General features: G+C 41.6%; 19 protein-coding genes. 11 read left to right on the top strand and 8 right to left on the bottom strand.

Going from position 1 to position 20,392, the window contains the following annotated elements; all coding sequences use genetic code 11:
- Nucleotides 1-60: 60 nt before the first annotated feature.
- Together F6K53_RS20815 and F6K53_RS20810 are read right to left on the bottom strand one after the other, a co-directional pair.
- Nucleotides 61-1,881: a hypothetical protein gene (locus F6K53_RS20815; RefSeq protein ID WP_293081911.1), complete on the bottom strand. Its 1,821-nt coding sequence runs from the start codon at nucleotides 1,879-1,881 to the stop codon at nucleotides 61-63.
- Nucleotides 1,881-4,607, bottom strand: a complete 2,727-nt coding sequence (locus F6K53_RS20810) for a hypothetical protein (protein ID WP_293081908.1) — start codon at nucleotides 4,605-4,607, stop codon at nucleotides 1,881-1,883. The genes F6K53_RS20815 and F6K53_RS20810 overlap by 1 nt, the downstream gene beginning before the upstream one ends.
- A 179-nt stretch (nucleotides 4,608-4,786) precedes the next feature.
- On the opposite strand from F6K53_RS20810, the gene F6K53_RS20805 reads away from it, so the two are divergent.
- The 7 genes from F6K53_RS20805 to F6K53_RS20775 all read left to right on the top strand — a co-directional run bounded on the left by F6K53_RS20805 (nucleotide 4,787) and on the right by F6K53_RS20775 (nucleotide 9,697).
- The gene (locus F6K53_RS20805; RefSeq protein ID WP_293081905.1) at nucleotides 4,787-5,131 is read left to right on the top strand and encodes a hypothetical protein; all 345 of its coding nucleotides are present in this window, start codon (nucleotides 4,787-4,789) and stop codon (nucleotides 5,129-5,131) included.
- Nucleotides 5,132-5,297: 166 nt separating this feature from the next.
- Nucleotides 5,298-6,077 carry a hypothetical protein gene (locus F6K53_RS20800; protein ID WP_293081902.1) on the top strand — a complete coding sequence of 260 codons (780 nt, stop codon included), beginning with the start codon at nucleotides 5,298-5,300 and terminating at the stop codon, nucleotides 6,075-6,077.
- 85 nt (nucleotides 6,078-6,162) lie between these two features.
- Nucleotides 6,163-7,458 carry a hypothetical protein gene (locus F6K53_RS20795; RefSeq protein ID WP_293081899.1) on the top strand — a complete coding sequence of 432 codons (1,296 nt, stop codon included), beginning with the start codon at nucleotides 6,163-6,165 and terminating at the stop codon, nucleotides 7,456-7,458.
- Complete coding sequence (locus F6K53_RS20790; RefSeq protein WP_293081897.1) at nucleotides 7,455-7,874, top strand: hypothetical protein; 420 nt, start codon at nucleotides 7,455-7,457, stop codon at nucleotides 7,872-7,874. Before F6K53_RS20795 ends, F6K53_RS20790 begins: the two co-directional genes overlap by 4 nt.
- 1 nt (nucleotide 7,875) lies before the next feature.
- Nucleotides 7,876-8,250, top strand: a complete 375-nt coding sequence (locus tag F6K53_RS20785; RefSeq protein ID WP_293081894.1) for a hypothetical protein — start codon at nucleotides 7,876-7,878, stop codon at nucleotides 8,248-8,250.
- Nucleotides 8,251-8,381: 131 nt separating this feature from the next.
- A complete protein-coding gene (locus F6K53_RS20780; protein WP_293081891.1) occupies nucleotides 8,382-9,209 on the top strand; it encodes a hypothetical protein in 828 nt (275 codons plus the stop codon).
- Nucleotides 9,206-9,697, top strand: coding sequence for a hypothetical protein (locus F6K53_RS20775; protein ID WP_293081888.1), 492 nt, complete (start codon nucleotides 9,206-9,208; stop codon nucleotides 9,695-9,697). Before F6K53_RS20780 ends, F6K53_RS20775 begins: the two co-directional genes overlap by 4 nt.
- Here F6K53_RS20775 and F6K53_RS20770 read toward each other — a convergent pair.
- Genes F6K53_RS20770 through F6K53_RS20760 form a run of 3 tightly spaced genes read right to left on the bottom strand, consistent with a single transcriptional unit; the run spans nucleotide 9,688 to nucleotide 12,042 of the window.
- Nucleotides 9,688-10,098: a phage virion morphogenesis protein gene (locus F6K53_RS20770; protein WP_293081885.1), complete on the bottom strand. Its 411-nt coding sequence runs from the start codon at nucleotides 10,096-10,098 to the stop codon at nucleotides 9,688-9,690. The two genes, F6K53_RS20775 and F6K53_RS20770, sit on opposite strands and share 10 nt — an antisense overlap.
- Nucleotides 10,082-10,477, bottom strand: coding sequence for a hypothetical protein (locus F6K53_RS20765; protein ID WP_293081882.1), 396 nt, complete (start codon nucleotides 10,475-10,477; stop codon nucleotides 10,082-10,084). Before F6K53_RS20765 ends, F6K53_RS20770 begins: the two co-directional genes overlap by 17 nt.
- Before the next feature lie 26 nt (nucleotides 10,478-10,503).
- Complete coding sequence (locus tag F6K53_RS20760; RefSeq protein WP_293081879.1) at nucleotides 10,504-12,042, bottom strand: hypothetical protein; 1,539 nt, start codon at nucleotides 12,040-12,042, stop codon at nucleotides 10,504-10,506.
- 204 nt (nucleotides 12,043-12,246) lie between these two features.
- Here F6K53_RS20760 and F6K53_RS20755 point away from each other — a divergent pair, with 204 nt between their 5' ends.
- Together F6K53_RS20755 and F6K53_RS20750 are read left to right on the top strand one after the other, a co-directional pair.
- Entirely contained in the window at nucleotides 12,247-12,969 is a 723-nt protein-coding gene (locus F6K53_RS20755; RefSeq protein WP_293081876.1) for a hypothetical protein, read from the top strand.
- Nucleotides 12,962-13,915 carry a hypothetical protein gene (locus F6K53_RS20750; RefSeq protein WP_293081873.1) on the top strand — a complete coding sequence of 318 codons (954 nt, stop codon included), beginning with the start codon at nucleotides 12,962-12,964 and terminating at the stop codon, nucleotides 13,913-13,915. The genes F6K53_RS20755 and F6K53_RS20750 overlap by 8 nt, the downstream gene beginning before the upstream one ends.
- A gap of 32 nt (nucleotides 13,916-13,947) precedes the next feature.
- Here the strand turns inward: F6K53_RS20750 and F6K53_RS20745 are convergent, their stop codons facing one another.
- From F6K53_RS20745 to F6K53_RS20735, 3 genes are read right to left on the bottom strand one after another with little or no spacing between them, the layout of a single operon-like run.
- Complete coding sequence (locus F6K53_RS20745) at nucleotides 13,948-14,931, bottom strand: DNA cytosine methyltransferase (RefSeq protein ID WP_293081870.1); 984 nt, start codon at nucleotides 14,929-14,931, stop codon at nucleotides 13,948-13,950.
- Nucleotides 14,928-15,368, bottom strand: a complete 441-nt coding sequence (locus tag F6K53_RS20740; RefSeq protein WP_293081868.1) for a hypothetical protein — start codon at nucleotides 15,366-15,368, stop codon at nucleotides 14,928-14,930. The genes F6K53_RS20745 and F6K53_RS20740 overlap by 4 nt, the downstream gene beginning before the upstream one ends.
- Nucleotides 15,368-16,348 carry a hypothetical protein gene (locus F6K53_RS20735; protein ID WP_293081866.1) on the bottom strand — a complete coding sequence of 327 codons (981 nt, stop codon included), beginning with the start codon at nucleotides 16,346-16,348 and terminating at the stop codon, nucleotides 15,368-15,370. Before F6K53_RS20735 ends, F6K53_RS20740 begins: the two co-directional genes overlap by 1 nt.
- A gap of 95 nt (nucleotides 16,349-16,443) precedes the next feature.
- Between F6K53_RS20735 and F6K53_RS20730 the strand changes: the two genes are divergently transcribed.
- Together F6K53_RS20730 and F6K53_RS20725 are read left to right on the top strand one after the other, a co-directional pair.
- The gene (locus F6K53_RS20730) at nucleotides 16,444-16,962 is read left to right on the top strand and encodes a hypothetical protein (protein ID WP_293081863.1); all 519 of its coding nucleotides are present in this window, start codon (nucleotides 16,444-16,446) and stop codon (nucleotides 16,960-16,962) included.
- 79 nt (nucleotides 16,963-17,041) lie between these two features.
- Nucleotides 17,042-20,206 carry a plasmid replication protein, CyRepA1 family gene (locus tag F6K53_RS20725; protein WP_293081860.1) on the top strand — a complete coding sequence of 1,055 codons (3,165 nt, stop codon included), beginning with the start codon at nucleotides 17,042-17,044 and terminating at the stop codon, nucleotides 20,204-20,206.
- Nucleotides 20,207-20,392 lie beyond the last annotated feature (186 nt).

Here is a 20,392-nt window from a genome sequence, read left to right as displayed (position 1 = left end):
TGTTACTCGATAGCAGGGGGCTTTCTGGACAGAGTCATCTTACGAAGACGGACAGTTTTCTTAAAAAGGTACGTGATCCCGTTCTGGAATCCCAAAGAAGCCCATCACCCAGCGATTCAAGACTTTGATACTGGTAATATCTGGAGGGCTGTCTGAGAAGACTACCATGATCAGCCCTTTTTCGTACTTGTCTGAGTCATCTATGGAATCTTGTAACAAGGTTACTCTGTAGTTGATCGAGGTGTGTTCAGCGGGAGTCCCTACATTATCCGGGCTGAATATGACTCCGTCATCAACCTCTATGTGACACCCTCTATCGTCCCTGTAGAACGTGATCAGGCAGAGATCAGTGTCTCCTACTAGTTTTAGTTTTAGGGAATCAGAAGCTAATTCGTCCGTGAATTTAAGGACGTCTCCAGTCAGAGTTACGGCTATCCTGTCTTGGGAGTTTAAACCTTGCAATTCAAATAGTGTCCAGGTTTGTCTACTTGATGGTAACTTGGAAAACTGGACTACTATCCAGCCACAGTAACCTACTCGCTCTATTTCCATCGATGTAAATTCGGAGACAAGACCAGCCCCTCCACTGATAAGCCGAAGTCCAGCTATTTTTCTAGATCCAATAAGTACGCTGCTAGAGTTTTGAGTTTTGACCGATACATCCCCTATGTTTGACACCCATCTATAAAGCGTGGTCACTGATTCGTTATTAGCTACTAATCCTTCGCTCGAAATGAACATTAGCTTTGGTCTGAACGGTGGTAGTCGAGTTGTGTTTATGTCAAAAAATTGGAAGCATCCAGCTTTCATTACTGGAACTCTATCTATATCAGCTTTATCTGTTGAAAAGAAACCAATGGCATTTACAGTTTTGTTTGTGTTCTGCCTTTTTAGCCTATATACAATATCTGACAAGTCCAATCTATAGGGAACCCAATAATTGCCTAATTCAGAAAAATGTCCTTTTGTCGTTAATAATTCTAGGTTTTTACCATAGGTGAGTATTGTGAATTTTTTTACAGCATAGGACGTTATATCTGTAAAAAAGCCTTGCATATCAAACTCTTTCAATCTATTGGGATCTGAGCCTTCATGTCTATTCCTTTGAGTGTCTGTATAAGTTACAAGTATCCCTTGCTCTTGCCCTTGTATTGGTGCTTGAAAAAATAGATAAAGGTATTTTTTGGTTGACAAGTTAACATGGTTTGCTAACATTCCAGCCTTGTAAGTATTGTCTTGGACGGATATCGCATAGTCTGAATCAAATAATTGCCCCCTGAAATTATTGCTATCTCTGTCATGCTGAACTAAATCGTCTATAGCCTTAAAAATAACGGGCTTAGAATTTATGTTATAGATGACGAAATTCCGTATCTTAAAAGTCCCTTGTCGTATTGCAAAGACCAATGATTTAACCGTCCCTGCTACGTTTTTAACCAAAACCATGGGACATCTGTAATGGATCCATCCATCTTCATTTTTGTAAGAGTCAACTAAACTAGGACTTACTTCCATCCCGGTTCCACCCTTACTATTTGCTGACAAGTATCTGCCTCTTACTTTCTTTCCGACTAAAGTTATGACCTTATCATCGGCATTTTCTATGCTAGAATAACTAGGTTTAGAAAAATGACTAAAGAGTATAAATACTTCAGCATTGTCCTTTATTTCTACTGCTTTGAAGTCAAATTCAACAACCCAATTATCTGTTATAGTTTCACCGTAGCTGTATTGGATCTTGAAAATATCTTCTAAGCGTAACGTCAAGCCTCCGTCTTCTATTTTGAATTTTCCAGATTGATTGTGCCAAGTGTTTTTCGGTTTTGTAGAAAAATCAAAAAACCTGCCCGTATGTGATTCCCCATCTTTTATGTCGAACATTAGTTGTATCTTCCTTCTATTCGCCACTCAGTGGTTGTAATTGCCGTTAATCCAACACTTTCGCCTTTTCCTCCTATTAAAATTGCAGAGGTACGATCTCCTATAAAATCTCCTGTAATAGGAACCTGCTCTGATTGCCAATTTATCAGCTCAAAATAAAAGCCTTCTCGGGGAGGATCTGGAATGGATATCTCACTGTTTGCCTTGACTCTAAAAATAACGAAGTCATCTTCTGCTCTAAGTCCCCTATTAGGATCCCAATCTCTGACTTGGAGTTTTAACCCACCACTATTTTTTGGCTTTAGCTTTTTTGCGTACCCTACGTTAACTAAGGCTTCATCAGATACCGTATCAGGGTCTGTGTTCGCCCCAGCAATTTCGTAAGGAAACAGCGATGTCTTCAATTTGGGTGTGGCTCCAGGGAAGAACCGTGCCATGTACCCTACATTGACAATTTTGAAACTGTCGGTATCTACAACTCCTGTAACTACGTTGATATCCGCCAGTACTTTAATGGTTTTGAGGATTCCCGGATTGTCGTCGTCAAACCCTTCTATATGATCGGACGTAAGTACCTTAGGGTCTGTGTAGTTGTCTGAGTCATCTACGAAGTACAAACCATCTTTTGCTGCCACAGAGGACGGAATAAATGAATTTATTAGTTTACCTTCTGAAAATGGCTTAGTCTCGCTTAGCAAGCCTACAGTCTCCCTTACTGCATTCGGGATGTAAGTAACGTCAGTTAGTTTAAAACTATAGTCTTCAGCTGGCTCTTCCCTTAATCCGTGTATTACGGTATAAGGGAAGTGTCTTCGACTTAATTCAATTTCTCCGCTCTCTTTAACATAAAACGTCTCTTCAAACTTCTTGAGTGCAAATTGTCTACTTTCAGGCTTAACTTCGCCATCTACAAACAGGTATCCAGTCAGTACATCCACCTCTCCTTGAGTTGTCTTAATTGCGGCGCTCAAGGCATCGGTGACTTTGTCTCGCTCCCCAGTTATTGTGGTGTGTTCTGCGGAAATCAACCGATGAGCCTCTGTAGTTACTTGTTCTAGCGTAGTGAATTTGACCACTGTAAGGTTGCCATCTGGATCTTCTGAGTAAATTTCGGGCTTCTGTACCACTTCCACGGGGAGGTAAGATATGTCCATTTTCGTCCCATCTTCAGACTTTGGGACAAACAAACCCTCGGCTATGGCTTGGGTAAACTCGTTCTTGTCCCCTTTATTGGCATTGAAGTAATCCAGGGTTATGGGACTACTTTTGTCGTTTGCCCCGTCGGTCTCTAGATCGGACGTCTTGATAAAGTCTTTAACCCCATCTCGTAGGAAGGCAACGTTAACCAGCCCTGAACCTGCTCCAATTGCGGCAATATCGGAATCCTTCAGAATGCCAGTAGGTAATACCGATTCCTTGAGTTTGAGAGGGCTGGCATCTCTGTTCTCAAAAGCTAGTAACTGAACTGATTCATTTTTCTGAGATCTTTCGTCTACGGTATTCAACCTGATTTGATCAGCTGTTAGGTCACCGTCTTCTATCTTTTTCAAATAAGAGCCTATGTTCTCTGCTGTGATAATTTTTGAATGCAAAAAAGTCAAAGGAATCTTGTTGTCTTCTGGCTCTTCATCTCCTATTTTTACGGGTCCTAGGGGGATTCTATTTGCCGTATTTAAGCTCACGTTCACTAACTCAGCCTTGATATCAACATACCTTAAGACTCCTTCATCCCCCTGGACCGTCTCATACAATTGCGATCGCGACAAAAAAAGATTGGTTGCATCTGAATACCTCAAGGCTCCTTCTGGATGCTTTTCGTCGTTTGAGGCGCTGGGGTTGTAGAACACTATAAGGTTTAGTCTTTTCTCTAAATCAGTCCTTAACTGATTTAGAGCACTAGTGGAAGCGTAGTTATTATTGAGACTGTACTGAATCCCCTCTACCTGTTGCTTGAGGCGGTCGTGGTTGGTTTTGTTTGCGTCCCCATCTGATTGCGAGTAGTACCGACCCATTGGTTGGTATCTATCCTCTGCTAGTGCCGCAGAAACCCAACAGTTAGCTAATGGGTGGGCTTCATCATAACCTTCTTCATAATCTGGATCTCCTGGCTGTAACCCGTATTTCTCAGGATGGTAAGATTCCTCTTGAGTTAGCACATGCTCCCCAAAAGGGACTCCCCCAGTAAACCGTTGCAGTCGCTCGTCGATTCGTGCCTCTATGTAGGGAATGGTTTCGTCCGTTGTCAGAGGGACTTTCATTGGAAACCCAGGCGTGTTCGCAAATTTATTGGCCGTCTCAAATGTGGTCAGAAGGACGTATCGAGAATCCCCAGCTTGTTGAATCAGGTCTATGCTTGACTCTTTCCTTGGCACCTGCCCAGCCGCTCGCAATGTTGTCAATTGGTAAACGTCGGGTTCTTTGCCGCCTATTAGATTTTGATTATCAATAGGATTCAAGTCTAGAGATTCGCTTGGCATAGTAATCACAAACCGAGGGGATCCGTCTGGAAATTCTACAAGATAGTTGCTAGCGGGGAACGGAGGCAGTACAGCTTCTAGCTCCACAGAGAAAAAACCAGTGTCATCCGTTTCCACTACCACGGGGATTACTGACCACTGGGCTTTAGGGCTGTAAGTATAAGGAATAGCCTCAAACGTTATCTTTTTTTTCGCGATCGGATCGCCGTTGGGTTTCAGTAGCTTAGACTGTACCGTGACTAGTCGCATATCGTTAACTAAAGCGGGAGTGTCTTCTACGATACCGCTTTATTTCAATTGATTCAATTTATCTTACTTTCTTTGTGTTACGATTGTAATTCATTCGCCTATGCTTACAGTTAATTATGCCTAAATATTTTTCAGATGTTAGACCTCATTTCAAGGGAGTGACTTACCATCTCAGAGTGGTGGCACCAAACGAACTTTTAGAATTAGGGGTAGAGGAGTTTTCAGTTGAAAAAATAACTGAGCATCTAGAATCAGTAAAAGCAGACACTCCTTGTATTGTTTATTGCGAACCAAACAAGGAGGGCAAGCCAGCTTTGTTCTGTATAATAGGCTTTACTAATGAAGTAAAAGGAATTAACCCTTATGAGATGGTTAGGTTCACTACTAAGGACGCAGAAGAAAAGACAGGAGAACTTTCTTATGTCCATCAGGCCATATCTAAAGATATAAACAAAGTGGCTAAGAACTGGTATAGAGAAAACAACAAAACTAACGGAGGCTTCTCTGTTTTAGCTTTTAATTAAATTCACTGCGATTAGTTGACACCGCAACTAATCGCAACTATACTAGAATTAATACATACACCAATTGCTACATATGGTCTTTGATTCTAGCACCGACTTCTCCTTTCTTGGTTTTCGTAAACTACCTGGCCGCGACTGGTTTAATTTTCAGGGAAAAACTGGGCTAATGGTTTGGTATGACCGAAAAGAAGGCAAAGAACACCCAATCACTGACAAAGAAGGGAATCCCTTGCGATGTATCTTTTGCCAAATAGAAGAACTTTTTTATCATGTAGGGTATTTTAAAAAAGAACCCTACCTTAAGTTATGGGTAGCTCTTAAAAATGAACACTTCCGAGGCATGGGAGTTACCACTATTTCTAGTACTTTTGCCCGAGGCTTTTTACTTGCCTTGTCTACTATTCCCCAAGATCGGATAAAAGATCCGGTAATCTTAGGTATTCGGGAAAACGACCCAGATGCCGAGAGTCTAATTGGCCTTTGTTCTTTATACGACCAGTACGAAGAACGTATCGAGGCTGATTGGAATCCTGGCTTGGACATATTCAAGTTAGCTAATGATTGCAACAGAAAGCTTACAGGTCACGCCATCAAGCTCCCCGACGCTCCCGAGAGCGATTTACAATATATTTGGGAAAAACAGGGTCTAAAGCAGCAAGCAGCAGCTAAAGAGTATACTCAACGACAAGGACAGCATGCAAAAGTAAGTCGAAATGTTGATGAGTGGATAGCAAGTCACGAACTAAAGGATGAGCTATTGGCCATAAATGAGGAAATAAAGCGAATTGGCTATACAGGGAAAGAGTGTAAGGAGCTCCTTCTTAAGTATTATGACGTGTTTGAAGGTGTTACAAGTCGCCAATTGATGAACAATGACCAGATAATCCGCCTATTAGGCATTCTCAAGGAACTGCCGCCAAAGGAAATTCAGGAAGGAGTTTTTTAGGCTAGACTAGGCTGAGTTCAATTAGACCTGTGAAGCCCCGGAGTTGATCTGGGGTTTTTTCTGATAACAGGGTACCATTAGATCGTTGAGAAAAGATGCAACTATGGTACTAGGCATAACAATCAAGATAGAGTCAGGGTTAACCTCGGCGACCCTGACAGATCCCAATTCAATAAAAGATATTTATGTTATTGGTAGTGGGAAGTATAAAGCGGAACACAAAAATAATACTCCGATACTAATAACAAATGCAAATGATATCGAAGCATCAACCATAGACGCTATAACGAAAGAGACAATAACGGGAATCTTCTTTGTTTACCCCTTGGCAAGAGTATCATTTGTTTCTGCGGTAAAGGTCGGGGATTACTCCACCGGAATTCCAGAACTTGGACAGTTATACGAAGATTTCGAGTATTCACTTGACGTTTTAAATGAACAGAAGAACCTTGAATTAGGGATTTTTCTGTTTCCACAGATGGCTAGGTTTAAAGACTATACTCCCGAAACAGGAGCTGAATCAAGCGCCAAGGCTATAACAAACTATCGAAAACGGATAATCACAGCAGCTGACAAACTAGCCAAGGCAAACTCATGGCTATTCTTTTGTAATACAACTGATAAGACTACTCAGCAAATCAAAGCTGACGGTTCTATTTCTGACGAAGACAAGGATAGTTTCACTCTTCAGTCAATAGACAAGACGATTGAAGAAGTAAATGAATATCGTGATTTGTCAAAATATGGACATGTTTCTGTCTTTTATGGAAAAACCTACGTCTCAGAATTGGAAGGAAAACCCAAGGGGCTTTCTCAGTCTGTTCCAATGGCTGCTATAGCAGCCGCTACTGTACTTAAAAGTTCTGCGAATGAAGGCGTTGGTCAACCTCCGGCTGGAGTCGCTTATCCCCTCCCAAAAGAATTTGAGGACAAACTAGAAGGGAAGATAGTCAAAGAGACCGATTACAACTTACTGAAAACGAATCATGTAAACTTTGTTACCAGCATCAAGAATACCGGATACTGCTTCTGGAGTAGCCGAACCCTTGCTAGGGATCCTAAGTTCTGGTTCATAAACACTAGGATGGTGGTGTCTTTGATCACAGAGAATCTACGTCAAGTGATGACTCGGTTTATAGCTGAACCATATGACCCTAGGGGACAAACAAGTGTTGCAGCGTTAGCAGCTACGACCTCTATACTGCAAAATGCCTATTCATCTGGATTACTGTCTGGGAACAGTATTCAGGAAGCTTATTCTGTTAAAATTAATCCAAACTCCAAACCTTACGAAATAGAAATAGAGGTTAGGATACGCCCAGTTTACACCGTAGAGTCAATTACTATCAGTGTCATCAATGAATTGGTTATAGCAGCATGACAAGAACTCAGTTATTCCCCGAGTCAGCAGGCACTTTTACGGTAGAAGGGTTGCCTGATGTTCAATGGGCAACAATGTCTACAATAGAAGCCCAGACCCCTCCTGGAGGGGAGGTTTATGATCCTGATACCGACCGCAGGACTCAACTTAATGGTCCGATAAGCTATACTCCGATAACCTGTACCACTCCTTATAGCGATCCTCAAGTCCGTCAAATAAAAGCCTTTTTTGAGAACACTCCCATTCCAGGAAGGATACGGGATGAAGTTACCGCAATATTTCAAATGGGTAACACCACTTGGAGTCTAGGAGACGTCAGGATGATATATTTTGCCACTTCCAACATGGACAAGTTATCAAGTGACCCTGCCTATATTACTTGCCGATTTAGTTTTAGTAGTACTACTATTATTTGAAATGCTAGACATTGAGTACTCAAAAAATGAAGAAGATGGCTCTTTGACTTTGTATGACGTTCCTCTTGTAAATCAAGAAAATGGAAACATAGAATACATAAATGTTATTCTTCAACGGTTGAGCTTCCGGCAAAAACAACGGCTTGTAACTATCAAAAATGAAGAAGGAGATGAAGCATTTATTTATAAAACCGCCAGTATGATGGTTCGGAAGTGGGGAGATAAAAACGGGGTCACAGTCGAAGAACTGTCTAGTGTTTCTAGTACCGGATACCAAGACCGGTGCGACATGGCGATGGAGGTTATAAACAAAGCTGTTGAGAACTTTCTTCCTCAACAAGTGGAGATCACGTTTAGAGAACGTAAGCAAAGCTGAATGGTTAAAAATAATCTATCTACTTAATGGGAATTTTTCTGATATTGAGCAATGGAAAGATGTGACCCTTTATGAATTAGATCAGATGCTAGCCGCTTTGGAATGGGTCAAAAAGCAGGAGAGAAAGGCTCTTGAAGAATCTAGTCGAAGCTATCGTAGGTAGCAAACTACAAGCAGAGGACGCAATTAGCTCTCTCTCTGCACTTTCTGACGTTATTCAGATTGACGCCAATGGAAAAATAGTAATTGGGTACCAAAACTCTTACCTTGAAATTACCCCAGACAATATAGCCTTAGTTTTCCAAGAAAGAAAATTAGGAATCCAGGAGTTGCTACAGTCAGACGATGTCACTCGCTTTCTATTGTCTGATGTAAACGTGGGGACTGACGAAGACATAGACGAGTTTGAAGAGAGGTTAACTCCACTAGGAGACACTGAATCAGTCCTTGACTTGAGTGAACCCGAGGAGCCAGAATCTTTCGTGGCTCAATCGACAGTAATACTTGAATCCAGTTTTAGGCCACCAAATTATGGATCCGCCAACCAATGGAATGATCGAGAATTTGATTTATCTACTGTTCCAGTTGTACCTTTTTGCAGGGTGGTAAGTCCTTATAACAAGTTTGAATTAGATCCTGGCACCTATAATATTCTAGCTAGATCTCCTACTGTTCATACTGATGCAAGTGCAACTAGACTTCGCAGGGACGGTGATGGGCAGACTTGGGTTGGTAGTGCGATTCAGTCACTTAACGAAAACCAAAACGCCGCAGTGACTCAAGAGAGTTGGGTTTTTGCGGCTGTTGTAGTAAAAGAGCTTTCAACATTTCGGTTTCAACATTATTACAAACTAGGATTTATCCGAAGTGGAATAAATAGATCATTAGGAGCCGAAGCTGGTATTCCAGGCACTTCAAACGTCTACTGTCAAATAATGATTACACGAATAGCAGAATGATAGATTTAGAGAAAGCGATTAAAGGCTCTGTCGATTTTGAATGCCACAAATTTAGCTTTGTTAACACTAGCCAATTTTTTTATGAGATAAGAATTGACAAAGGAAAAGAATGGAGTAACGACAAGAAATCAAAAATAATTGAGATGGCATATTTTAGGGTTCCACCCCCTCCTATAATTATTTGGGAACCGTTGTCTAAAGTAGATTTTAAACAACGGAGGGACAGGGATTTAAGGCTTTTAGCGGGTCACAATGTAGCTAAGGCTATTCATGACTTTGAGGCTTACAACCTGACGCTAAGTGGACTAGAACATGCACCTCATTTAAATGGAGCCGATTTAAGCTATTTTGGAGGGTTTGAAAGTCAGTTTTCGCAACGGAAAATAGTACCTGTTTACCTAGGCAAGACAGGCTGGTTTATGCAACCAAAGCAAATAAATAAAATGGTGAAGCAACTGAGAAGTTATTATGACTTGTATTACCTATGATTCAAGTGTCTTAAAAATATCTGTTCAATATTTCTTACATCTTGTTTATTGAGTCCTAAAAAAGGTCTTTTTGGCATAGCTCTAGTCCCTTCCTGCAAATAAATGGCGTACTCTACAGGCGTAAAATAAACGCCTTCTACAGGGCTTACAGTCCATTGTAAAGACCTGATCAATCTTCCTGTTTCCACTAGTTTTTGACCAGACCTTTTTGATTTTAAGGTAGATGCAGAGAGAGGTGCCCACTCTTTACCATCAGGGTCTTGCTCCTTCAAAAATCTTTGTTTTGTAACTGCGTCTAAGTAACCCATTGATTCTCGTAGAGGGCGAGTCATGTCAGTTATTCGGTACTTATCGCGAGTGCGAATCCATGGGGCAATGTCAATATCAGCTCGAACTTCCACTGTAAGACCTCCACTTGAACTCTAAGATTATAGGTTGTCCTAGCGCATGCACTAAGACCCCGTCAAAACTAGTATTAGATATTTCAACAATAGTCACTTCGGCCTCTCTGCTATTGAGAGTGGTTGTTCCCGCGTGACCTACGTTTAGTATTTCAGGTAAGTAGCCATCTTCAGTTAAGCATCGACTCCTAATCACCTGAGTCCCAATACTACCAAACTGGGACTGCTCTAATCTACCTGATGGGCGACTTAAGGAGAAAGGTACTGAGATCTTATAGTTCTTGCCAGCTCTATTCCCTCTTTCATCAACGGAACCGCCGTACCCATGAACGTTAAATTCAACATTGACAACTGTGGATATACTTGCAGAAAAAGGCATGATTGTTCTACTCCAAAATGTGAGACCTAAGCTAAACTGGCTTCGAGCCTTTGGGTTACTTCATTTTCCAATATTTGCAATACTTCTTCTGCTGTTGTTGCAGAGGTGCCAGGGGCAAGGTTCAAGTTTATTCCACCTAGATTGACTGTTGACTCTCTTGGAGGCAACCCTCCTGTTACATAGCTTTGAGGCTCTAACTTGAAGCTCAAAGCATCATTCCCATTGTCGGACGGCAGCAATCCATCAAATATTCTAAGTATGGCCTCCCAGCGGGAAGTAAAATACTCTTTCAGATTGTTCAGGATGTTGGAAACAGTTTCGGTAATAGAGTCCCAGTTCTGTCTGATAGCCGCCACTAATCCCGCTATACCTAGTCCTACTGCTATCACTAGCGCACTCGGAAGTCCTGCTATAGCGGCAAAAATGCCACCACTTACTATAGCTACGATCCCTCCTATAATACTTGGGGCAGCTGCCGCTAACCCAGTGGCCACGATCCCTCCTAGGTATATTCTCCAGTCAATGCTTGTGACAAACCCGATAAGTCCTCCAAGTATCCCCTGTCCAAAAGCCCCCCAATCTATTCCAGCCAGACCGGCTACAGTCCCCAATATTATGCCATTGAATATTTGAGCGGTGAGATCTCCCAGTGCTTGACCTATAGCATAAGCCCCTTCTTGCGACCCTATAGCACTACGAAAATCCTCTAATAGAGCATTTAGTCCATCTACGAGACCTTTTATCCCTAATCCGAAGGCATCTGGGGAGACCCCGGAAATATCCCCTATCTGAGCAAGTATTCCGTCACTCCCAATGACTGAATTGAGAGTCTCCTTGAAGCTTGCAAAAGCTGATTGGTTTCCTGCTATTGAATCATCCAAGTCTCTCGTCAAAGAAAACAGACCAATAGTAGGATCAAACAAGGTATCAGTGAAAGATGATATAACTGCCTTGGCCGTCTTGCTTGCCCTTTCTATGTCTTCTTCTGTCACTGCCTTGGAAATAACCTCTAAAATTCCTAGTATTCTAGTCGTAGGATCTAAGTCAGCTGTGGAGGTAACACCTTGCTCATCCAAGAACTCTCCCAATAGCCTAACAAGCCGTGGAGATTCACTAGCTAACTTGTACTGTCTAAAGCCTTTTACTGAGGTTCCTGAAAAAAGAGAATTAAAAGCTATACTCGCTTCTTGAGGCGTAGTCCCTGCTCCTTGTGACAACAAAGCAGCTGCCTGCCCGAATACTCTAGATCTTTGAAGCAAGTCTTCTGGACGATATCCAGCCGCTATCAAAGGAGTGAATTCGTCAAAGATACTTCTTGCAAACCTTTCCGAGTCCTTTATTGCCGCTGGAGAATTCTTGGCTTGATTTGCTAGATCTATTCTGAACTGATCGAATAACTGGGCTGCTCTTTCCTCTGTTACTCCAAATGAGTCTATCAGCGTGTTCAAGCTTTGAACTCTTTCCACCTCTTGGTCAAGGGCTTTCCCTATCGTACTCCCCAACACACTAAAAGATGAAGTCAACACCCCTACTGCTATGTTCAGTACATCAAGAGCTGTCTTCATCCGAAATATGCTATTAATTCCTTGTAGAGCAGCGGAATCAGCTCCTATAACAGCATCCCTTATGCCCCTCCCTGCTCCCTGTGTTTGAGCTGTAAGACCAGTAATCTGTTTTTGCAGCCCAACTACTGACGAGGTAACAGACTGAAAAGCAGAGCGAGACGTATCTCTAGCTGATATATTGATTGATAATTTAGAATCGGCCATATGACGACTATAACTTTAAACTTAGGAGATCTACCAAAACAAGGAGTTGTAATAGTAACTCCAGATCACATTTTTCCCACTGACGACAAGATTCTTGTTACATTACTTAAACCTTTTATTATTACTAATGGAAAGGCAAGTATGGAAGTTCCTGCATCACAAAGTGTCAATGGATCTGAATCAATTTCGTATACCTGGGAGGGGTATACTATAGATGAAATTGTTCAGTTTTTTTTCAGTGATGGAACCGAGTGGAAAGGAGAGGTGACGGAAGAAAGTCGTGATAGAACTTGGTGGACGGGTCAAGGAAAAGGGACAACTGGATCTCGTCAAGTAAATAGAGTAACAGAAGAGTCTCGTACATTGTTGTTTAAATTCCATGCTGTTTGTCCACAAGAAGATAGTGACTTTACTGATTTGATAACCATCCCTCAACAAACCCCTTGGTTGGGGATAGGGTTAGAAAGATTGGCTAAAATAATTTTAGATGATAAAACAAATATTAACAATATCGTTTCTAATATTATTAATTGGAAAACTGATCCTTACGACGAAAGTACTCAGTACAATACTAGAGACGCTGTCTATTACAATGGTTCAACGTGGCTAGCTCTGAAGGATGTAAATCAGCCCGCAGGGTTCCCTGAGCCCCCTCCCAATCCTGATGAAGCTATAAGTAATGAATATTGGCTTTTGATCGCAAGAGGAGTTAACAATGGCTGAAATAAAAAGCATTAAAGGAGTACAGGAGAAAAATGCCGCAGATGGTGATGTAGTATTCCCTGCATGGGTAAACGATGTTTCTTTAAAGTTCAAGGAGTTAGAAGACAAGATAGACTCGTTAACAACTCAACTAAGAGAAATTGTCACCCCGTTCCGAGTTACTCAGGTTGCAGGTCTGGGCATATCAGTGTCAGGTGGCAGAGTTAAGCTACTAGATGGAGTAATTAAAACTGTGACCCCAAGCAATCCTACTGTTGTAGATAACGCCACATCTTATGTTTACATTAATAGAGAAGGAGCAATAATTATTGGTAATTCCGAAGAAAAAGAACTGGAAACTAATAGATTAGATATTGCCATAGTTGAAGCAAAAAATGGTGATGTTACTATTCGCCAATATCCTCTTGCTGAAATTCAGAATTATGATGTAGCAACAAAAGTGGAGACTTACACCCCACTAGCCTATGCCTATATGTATGAAGCAACCCCCATCGCTGGATTTACTACAGGTCAGTATTATAATGTAGCTTTTACTGCTGATAGAAGGGCAGGGAAGGGCATTGATGCTGATGGCATTTATACATCTCAAATAAATGCATACCACAAATTTGAGATGAGAATAGCCATGACCGCCAGTAGTAAAATTCCAATCATGTCGGGTAAATTGTCTATGTTTGTAGTCAGAAAAAACGAAGCTCTTACTGGAGGCTTTGAGATAACCATAGCCCAAGCTCAATCTGCTAATGGCTCATTGATTTTGAATGGAGAAAATGACTTTCCAGTCTTCCTTGAAAGTGGCGACAGAGTTAGAGTTGCAGTCAATTTTACAGAAGCCCCTACGTCTGTATCTATAGATGCATTATCCTCTTATTCTGTTTACGAATCCCCCAGTCCACTATATGGGAGGCAACCCCTACCTGAAATAAACAGACCAACAACAAACTGAGGTGATAGGCTCTCCTATCACCTCAGTTTCACTTAATTTACCTTCTCAATTTGTTGGCGTTCGCCAAGCGTGTCTTCTGGTTCCAGTCTTTGCTGTACAAACAAGCGTAACATCAGCTGCTCATCCAATGTATCGCAAGTTGATTGCCATTGGATGAGTTTTGATACGAACAACAAAGCTAAGGCTGCTTCCGGTACTGAACAGGCATCTCCAATGGAACGGTTACGATTTATCCGGTCTTTTACACTGTTGGCTGAAGTAAACACACGACCTTTAAATGGATTTTTCTTCCACCAGCTTCCAATAACAGAGTCTAGTCGTTCCCTTAAATCCAGTTCTCCTTGATGCCCATCAACCAAGCTCTGAATTCCGGAGTCGTTACTTCCTTTGATTCGTTCTTGTAAAGTCGCAAGGCATCCTCTAAGCGATCTGTCCCAGAGTGGAACTTTTTCGTAATCAAGTCCCCGGATCCCATTGGGGTAGGCAAACACAAATACCCGTTCTCGTCGGTGAGGTTGCTTGATTCCAGGTTCTCTTCCAGTGAGAGTTGTCCATTGCACATTATACCCGAGCGAGGCAAGACTCCCAACAACTTCTCCCAATGGACTGATTTCGGATTCGCACGGGAACCGGCAACCAGCCGGATTCTCCCAAACAATGATTCGAGGCATCGTTTGACTGACAAGTTTGTAGAAGTTGAGCCAGAGGCTGGAGTGCTCTCCTTTGAACCCTTTTCTATAGGGGTTTGCGATAGAGGTGTCTGTGCAAGGGGTTCCTCCGACAATGATACGGTCATATTGTGGTCTAGGTGCGTATTTTTTAAGGTCGGAAAAAAGATAACCTTCGACTTCTCCTGATTCGATTTTGGACTTGATGAATTGATGTTTGAATTTGTCATTTTCTACAAAACCATTGAAAGAAATTACTTCTTCTAATCCAGCTAGTTCGGCAGCCAGATGACAGGACGTAAGAATCCCACTACATACAGATAAAGCTGATATAGGTAAAGTACTCATCGCAACGAAACAAGTTTTACTTTTCCATCTTCTTTAGTATAAAAACAAGAGAAGCCATTGTTTAGTGCAGCAGTAAACAGCTCAACAAGGCTATCCTCTCTTTCAAGTCCAAACATCATCTTGGCATCATAACAAGTATAGATACCCTCTTCTTTAATAGGTTCAACTGTAACTTTAACATTCTCTCCTGTTATCTTATTTATCTCTTCGACTATATTGTTTTTCAATTGTTCCAAGGTCAATCCTTCTGTCTCCCACTGTTTTATGGGAGCTGACTCATAAAATAAGCCTAATGTTTTAGCTGTTTTTGATACTTGACCTTTTGCATTGACTCTGGTTATTTTGAGTTTCCCTTTATGTTCCGGGTAGTTCTTTATTACCTGCTTGATAATTTCCCTGAGCATACTTAAAAGAATTTTGACTTCCGCTTGTTGCATTATTTTACCTCAAGAGTAAGAGTTCCTTGAATATTTAAAGGAATTAAAGAAAAGAGAATTATACCGTGTTCTTTTACTTCTTCAGATGCACTACATGACCTAACAGGAAAGGAAACTATAGTGACGTATATTGACTCAACATATGTCTTAATCTTGCTTAGCATCTCCTCCGTTTCTGAATCAAAGAGTAATTCTTTTTCTACTACAAAAACATTTTCCTCTGGCTTTCTCTTTTGTCTCTCTCCTCTGGAGACAAAAGCCGAATACATTCGGGCGTTCACTTTTCTACTAAATGGCTTGTACCACAAAGCTCCCCTTGACTCTGTTTCTGGGGTGTTAGACGTGACAACTTCCCACCCCTTGAAGTACGATCTTACAACTTCAAAGTCTTGTGTCGGCAACCATTTATCGGTGTCCGCTTCATCTTGAAGCCTTATATCTAGACTTTGGTTTGTATTAAACTGAAACGAGGTTAAAGCATTACTATACCCTGCGGCTAATACCCTAATTTCTTCAGACTTAAATTTCTGAGAATCCCATTGGCCTCCTAATACCTCTTTACTGCTAACTTGACGAAGGATATCAATAGCTTCGTCTCTTGCTGTCAAAAAATCTTGGTTGGTAGTTAAAAATACTGGTTGCTTGACGTCTAAGTCCATTAACCAGACTGGCCACGTCCCCATATAACAGCAAGCATAGATTTCATGGTGTGAATATTGAGAGCTATAGCCGAAAGTTTTGAGCGTTAGATGGTTTTCAGAAAAAATCAACCAATCTTTTAGGTCTTCTAGATCGGAGCCTAATATCTGAAAGGAAGACAGAAAGCCTAACCGTTCTCCTAAAACCGGATCCTTTAGCTTCAAGACTCCACCAATAGTTTCTTGACTCTTGGTAAAGACAGGGCTGTAGAGTATTTCTACGCCCTCTCCGTCTACCGTAACGGCTGTTAGTGATTGGGAAAGATTCCAATAATTTTGCATAATTTACCTCCTAATACCACTGTACTTCACTGCGACTTGATTGACAAATGAGTCAAACCACAATACACTTAAGTGTATGTAAACACTTTCTTATCATGCTAGAAGAACCCATATTAGAACAGTTGATGTTAGAAATAGGAGAAGTAGAAGCCTTGGAAGAAGCTGAAGGCAAAAAGAAGCCGCCTATTCAGTTTTTCACTTCCAGACCTGCAAGGGTTCTTTTGCAATACGTATCAAACTATCATGGAGTCAGCCGAAGTCGAATGATTTGCTTAATAGTCGAGAGTTACCTTGCCTCGGCTTACCCAAGGTACTGCGCCAAGAATCAAATCAAAAGATCTCCAATTATTAATATTGCGGCATGGGGAGTAAAGAAAAACGCTTCTGCCTCTACCTCTTCCATGGTCATGGCAGCACTGGAGGGTATAGAAGATGCAATAGTATCCAAACTAGAGCGAAGCCTTGGTCGCATCATTGACAAAATAATAGTCAAACGATTGAGTCAATATTTGACCGCAATTCCCGATAGTGATTCACAGGGGGATCAAGAGGAGGCTCTTGAGAGATCTCAAGAGCCTGACAGAGGTAAGGTTAAATTTCTGACTTTTAAGTAAAAAAAATCGGGCGGCCTTGATTGGAGCCGCCCTTTGTGGAATAATATCCTTACAACAAAAAAAAAACTTATATATAACTATGATACACCCAAAACACCAACAAGAATGGAACGAGTCAGCCGTAGACTCAGATCTAAGAGACTTAAACGTAATCTCATTCATGGATGACACGGGGAACTATCCCGTATACTCCTTACTTCTACCGGCAGAAAGCAAGAGGACTAACACCGGGGCATTGCCATGCGGAATATTGAAAAGGTACGATGCCTTTATCAAATCAGGAGGTTGGTGGTGCTGGGGGGGAGAAGATCTACTGAATCCTGGAGAACTCTTGGAATGGGGGACTTTTAAACCAGAAGAACCTCGGACAATAACCAAGGAGAATGGGAAAGAGCATTTGATGAAGTACGAGAATCCCCGTGGGGTTCCGGTTAAGGTGATCACTCCCTTACTCCCAGAGAGGTTACAAGATTTAATCCTTTCTCAATATGGCTACAATCCCGAGGAGGGACTAACTCCTTGGGGTTTCGTCTTACAGAATCCTGAGGTGCCTGTCGTTATTACAGAAGGAGCAAAGAAAACGCTTTGCGTCGTTTCTTGCGGTCACATGGCTATTGGAGTGTCAGGGGTCTCCACAGCTTATTCATACAACAAACGAACCAATCAACGAGCTCTAAAGCCACATATAAAAGCTTTAGCTACTCCTGGGCGCAAGTTTATCATTATGTACGACCAAGATGATAAGCCTGCCACAGTCAAAAACGTAAGAAAGGTCACGAACAGATTGGCCGAGCTATTGTACAACGAAGGATGTGAAACCTACAAAGCAAGCTGGAACAAGGAATTAGGCAAAGGCATTGATGATGTAGTGGCTGCTCATGGGAAAGAACAGTTTAAGGAGATCCTAGAGCAAGCTGTAAAGATAAGACCAGAGAAGTGTGAAAATCTAGATCCAGTCAAACAATTAGAGCTATTTACCGGCAAAAAGGTTGTAAGAGTCAACGAGCAGTATCTCAAGTTTGAAGATATTGGCTTTGAGGAGTCACGACTGGTAATGATTCAATCTCCCAAAAAAACGGGTAAATCGACTCGAATTGCGGAATATGTAAAGGAATGCATCAAAAGGGGGATAAAGGTTATAGTTCCCTGTCACAGAGAATTGCTGGGAAGATCCCTAGGAAGAACTTGGGGACTGTCGTATGTAGACAATCTCTCACAGGCACAACTAGCCAATTGTGCTGGGATGGTGCTCTGTGTCAACTCGCTTCACGCTAAATCCAAAGCTTTCTTTTTGCCAGAGGAATGGCAAGGAGCTGTTGTGATAATAGATGAGAGCGAGCAAGTAATAAAGCACTTATTAACTTGTTCCACTTGTAGGAAGCACCGGGTAGCCATAATAAAATCACTATCGACATTGCTGGCGTTAGCTCGCCGAGTTATTGCGGCAGATGCCGACCTAAGCGATCTTTCAGTTGATTTCCTTGAGGAATTGGTCAATGCCAAGCCTCGAATCTTGGTTAATGATTACAAGTATGAAGGTCAGGAGTGGGACATCTTCTCTTACAACAAGCCAGAAACTGTTTTAGCAAAACTAGTTGAATCAGTAGAGGCAAGGGAGAAAGCGTTTGTCTGCGTTAGCGGACAAAAACCCAACTCTTTATGGGGGACTCAAACCGTAGAGAAATATTTGAAAGAAAGATTCCCGAACCTTTCCATCTTAAGAATAGATTCGGAGACTACGGGACAAATTGGCCATCCAGCTCATGGCGTTATTAGCAGGATAAATGAGGTGGCTCCACGCTATGATCTGGTGATTTCGTCCCCTTCACTCTGTACAGGGTCGTCGATAGAGGTATTCGATCACTTCAGTAAAGTCTTTGGCTTTGGGACAGGGGTTGTTGACCCTAATACTATGAGGCAATTTTTGGCTCGATTACGGGATTCCAAGGCTGAACGCCATATATACATGGCAAAAACTGGTCATAGCTATATGGCGGGGGGATTGCTGTCTATAGATAAACTGTTAAATTCTCAACAGAGGGTTATTAGATCTCAAATACTAGCATTACAGAAGGCCGGAATCCCTGAATTAATGGGAGGAGCAGTAACTATCGAAGCTATATGCCCTAGTGCCGCAGCTCTAAAAGCTTGGGCTAAAATTGTCACAAATCACAATTTTTCAATGTTGAATTATAGGACAAATGTACTAGAAGGACTAAAGGCTGAAGGTCACAGGATCCATGAGTCAGAGGATGACCTGGATGGGGATAAGGCCACATTAAAGAAGATTAAGACAGAGAACTACGAAGAATACAAAAAAAAGGTAGTAGACGTTACTCCGTTGGAGTCTGAAGAGGAATTCAAAGCCATTGACACGTCAAATCAGAAAACTGAAACGCAGCGACTACAAGCGAGAAACTGGGTTTTAAAGCAGAGCTATGGAGGTGACCTAACTCCCGAGGTTGTCGAAATAGATGACAGTGGCTTATACCAGAAGCTAAGATTATTGTATTATGTCACCAAAGGCAAGAAGTATATAGAAGGAGAGGATATTGATAGAGCCAAAGCTCAGATAGAAGAAGGAGGAGGACAGTTATGGCCATCTGATTTCATCAAGTCTCAAAAGGGTAAGGTTGTTCAGTTCTTGGATTTCCTCAATATATCCCCTCTTCTTAAGGAAGGATTGATATTTACTAACGAAACGCCAGAGCTTGTTTCTATCAAAAAATGTTTTTTTGATAGAGTTTTAACGGAAAACTGCTTACAAGACCTGAAGCAGCTTGGTTTTACTGGGCTCAAGGAATCTGATACTCCTATCATGATATTCAAGAAAATACTCAGGCTTCTTGGTCTGAAGTTGGTAGCGACGGGGAAAAGACAGGGGGGAGGAGCGAGGCATAGATTTTACACTATTCAGTCAATGCCATTAACTGAGAAGATTTTCAAGTTTTGGGAACAACGATCTGAAGAGAGACAGAGCAAGAGGTTAGAGAGAGCTGCTCGCGATGCGGAAAAAGCTTCTGTAGAAGTATTACAATACGAAGACAGGAAACCAGTGCCTCAGATCGTGACAGACACTATTTCTTGCATCAGGGACGCTGTCGGTCAAGATGGAATAACCAGTAAATTAAGGGATGTTGTCACTTCTGAGACTTGGAAGAAGTGGGGAGATCAGATTTTACTAGGTATGGATCAAAGTTTACAAAGGATTTTCTTAAAGGAGATTCCGGTTCATTTATTTTAAGAGGAAAAACATGCCTACCGTCAGAAGAAAACCTTTCAAGGTTGCCTCCCGCGATTTTTTAGAGAAATTACGGATAATGGGATATGATCAGCACGCAGCAGATGCGGCAGGAGTCACAATGAAGGCCGTCATTGAATGGAAAAAGGCTAAACCCGAATTTTTAAAAGAATACGATCTAGCTAAAAG

It is taken from the genome of Moorena sp. SIO4A1, assembly GCF_010672065.1.
Lineage (GTDB): Bacteria > Cyanobacteriota > Cyanobacteriia > Cyanobacteriales > Coleofasciculaceae > Moorena.
This window is presented reverse-complemented; position numbering and strand designations above follow the sequence as displayed.

Bases quoted from the DNA above. Each gene is read 5' to 3' on its own strand.
- F6K53_RS20815 (WP_293081911.1), bottom strand. From the start codon at position 1,881: ATGTTCGACATAAAAGATGGGGAATCACATACGGGCAGGTTTTTTGAT.
- F6K53_RS20810 (WP_293081908.1), bottom strand. From the start codon at position 4,607: ATGCGACTAGTCACGGTACAGTCTAAGCTACTGAAACCCAACGGCGAT.
- F6K53_RS20800 (WP_293081902.1), top strand. From the start codon at position 5,298: ATGGTTTGGTATGACCGAAAAGAAGGCAAAGAACACCCAATCACTGAC.
- F6K53_RS20790 (WP_293081897.1), top strand. From the start codon at position 7,455: ATGACAAGAACTCAGTTATTCCCCGAGTCAGCAGGCACTTTTACGGTA.
- F6K53_RS20785 (WP_293081894.1), top strand. From the start codon at position 7,876: ATGCTAGACATTGAGTACTCAAAAAATGAAGAAGATGGCTCTTTGACT.
- F6K53_RS20775 (WP_293081888.1), top strand. From the start codon at position 9,206: ATGATAGATTTAGAGAAAGCGATTAAAGGCTCTGTCGATTTTGAATGC.
- F6K53_RS20765 (WP_293081882.1), bottom strand. From the start codon at position 10,477: ATGCCTTTTTCTGCAAGTATATCCACAGTTGTCAATGTTGAATTTAAC.
- F6K53_RS20760 (WP_293081879.1), bottom strand. From the start codon at position 12,042: ATGAAGACAGCTCTTGATGTACTGAACATAGCAGTAGGGGTGTTGACT.
- F6K53_RS20755 (WP_293081876.1), top strand. From the start codon at position 12,247: ATGACGACTATAACTTTAAACTTAGGAGATCTACCAAAACAAGGAGTT.
- F6K53_RS20750 (WP_293081873.1), top strand. From the start codon at position 12,962: ATGGCTGAAATAAAAAGCATTAAAGGAGTACAGGAGAAAAATGCCGCA.
- F6K53_RS20745 (WP_293081870.1), bottom strand. From the start codon at position 14,931: ATGAGTACTTTACCTATATCAGCTTTATCTGTATGTAGTGGGATTCTT.
- F6K53_RS20740 (WP_293081868.1), bottom strand. From the start codon at position 15,368: ATGCAACAAGCGGAAGTCAAAATTCTTTTAAGTATGCTCAGGGAAATT.
- F6K53_RS20735 (WP_293081866.1), bottom strand. From the start codon at position 16,348: ATGCAAAATTATTGGAATCTTTCCCAATCACTAACAGCCGTTACGGTA.
- F6K53_RS20730 (WP_293081863.1), top strand. From the start codon at position 16,444: ATGCTAGAAGAACCCATATTAGAACAGTTGATGTTAGAAATAGGAGAA.
- F6K53_RS20725 (WP_293081860.1), top strand. From the start codon at position 17,042: ATGATACACCCAAAACACCAACAAGAATGGAACGAGTCAGCCGTAGAC.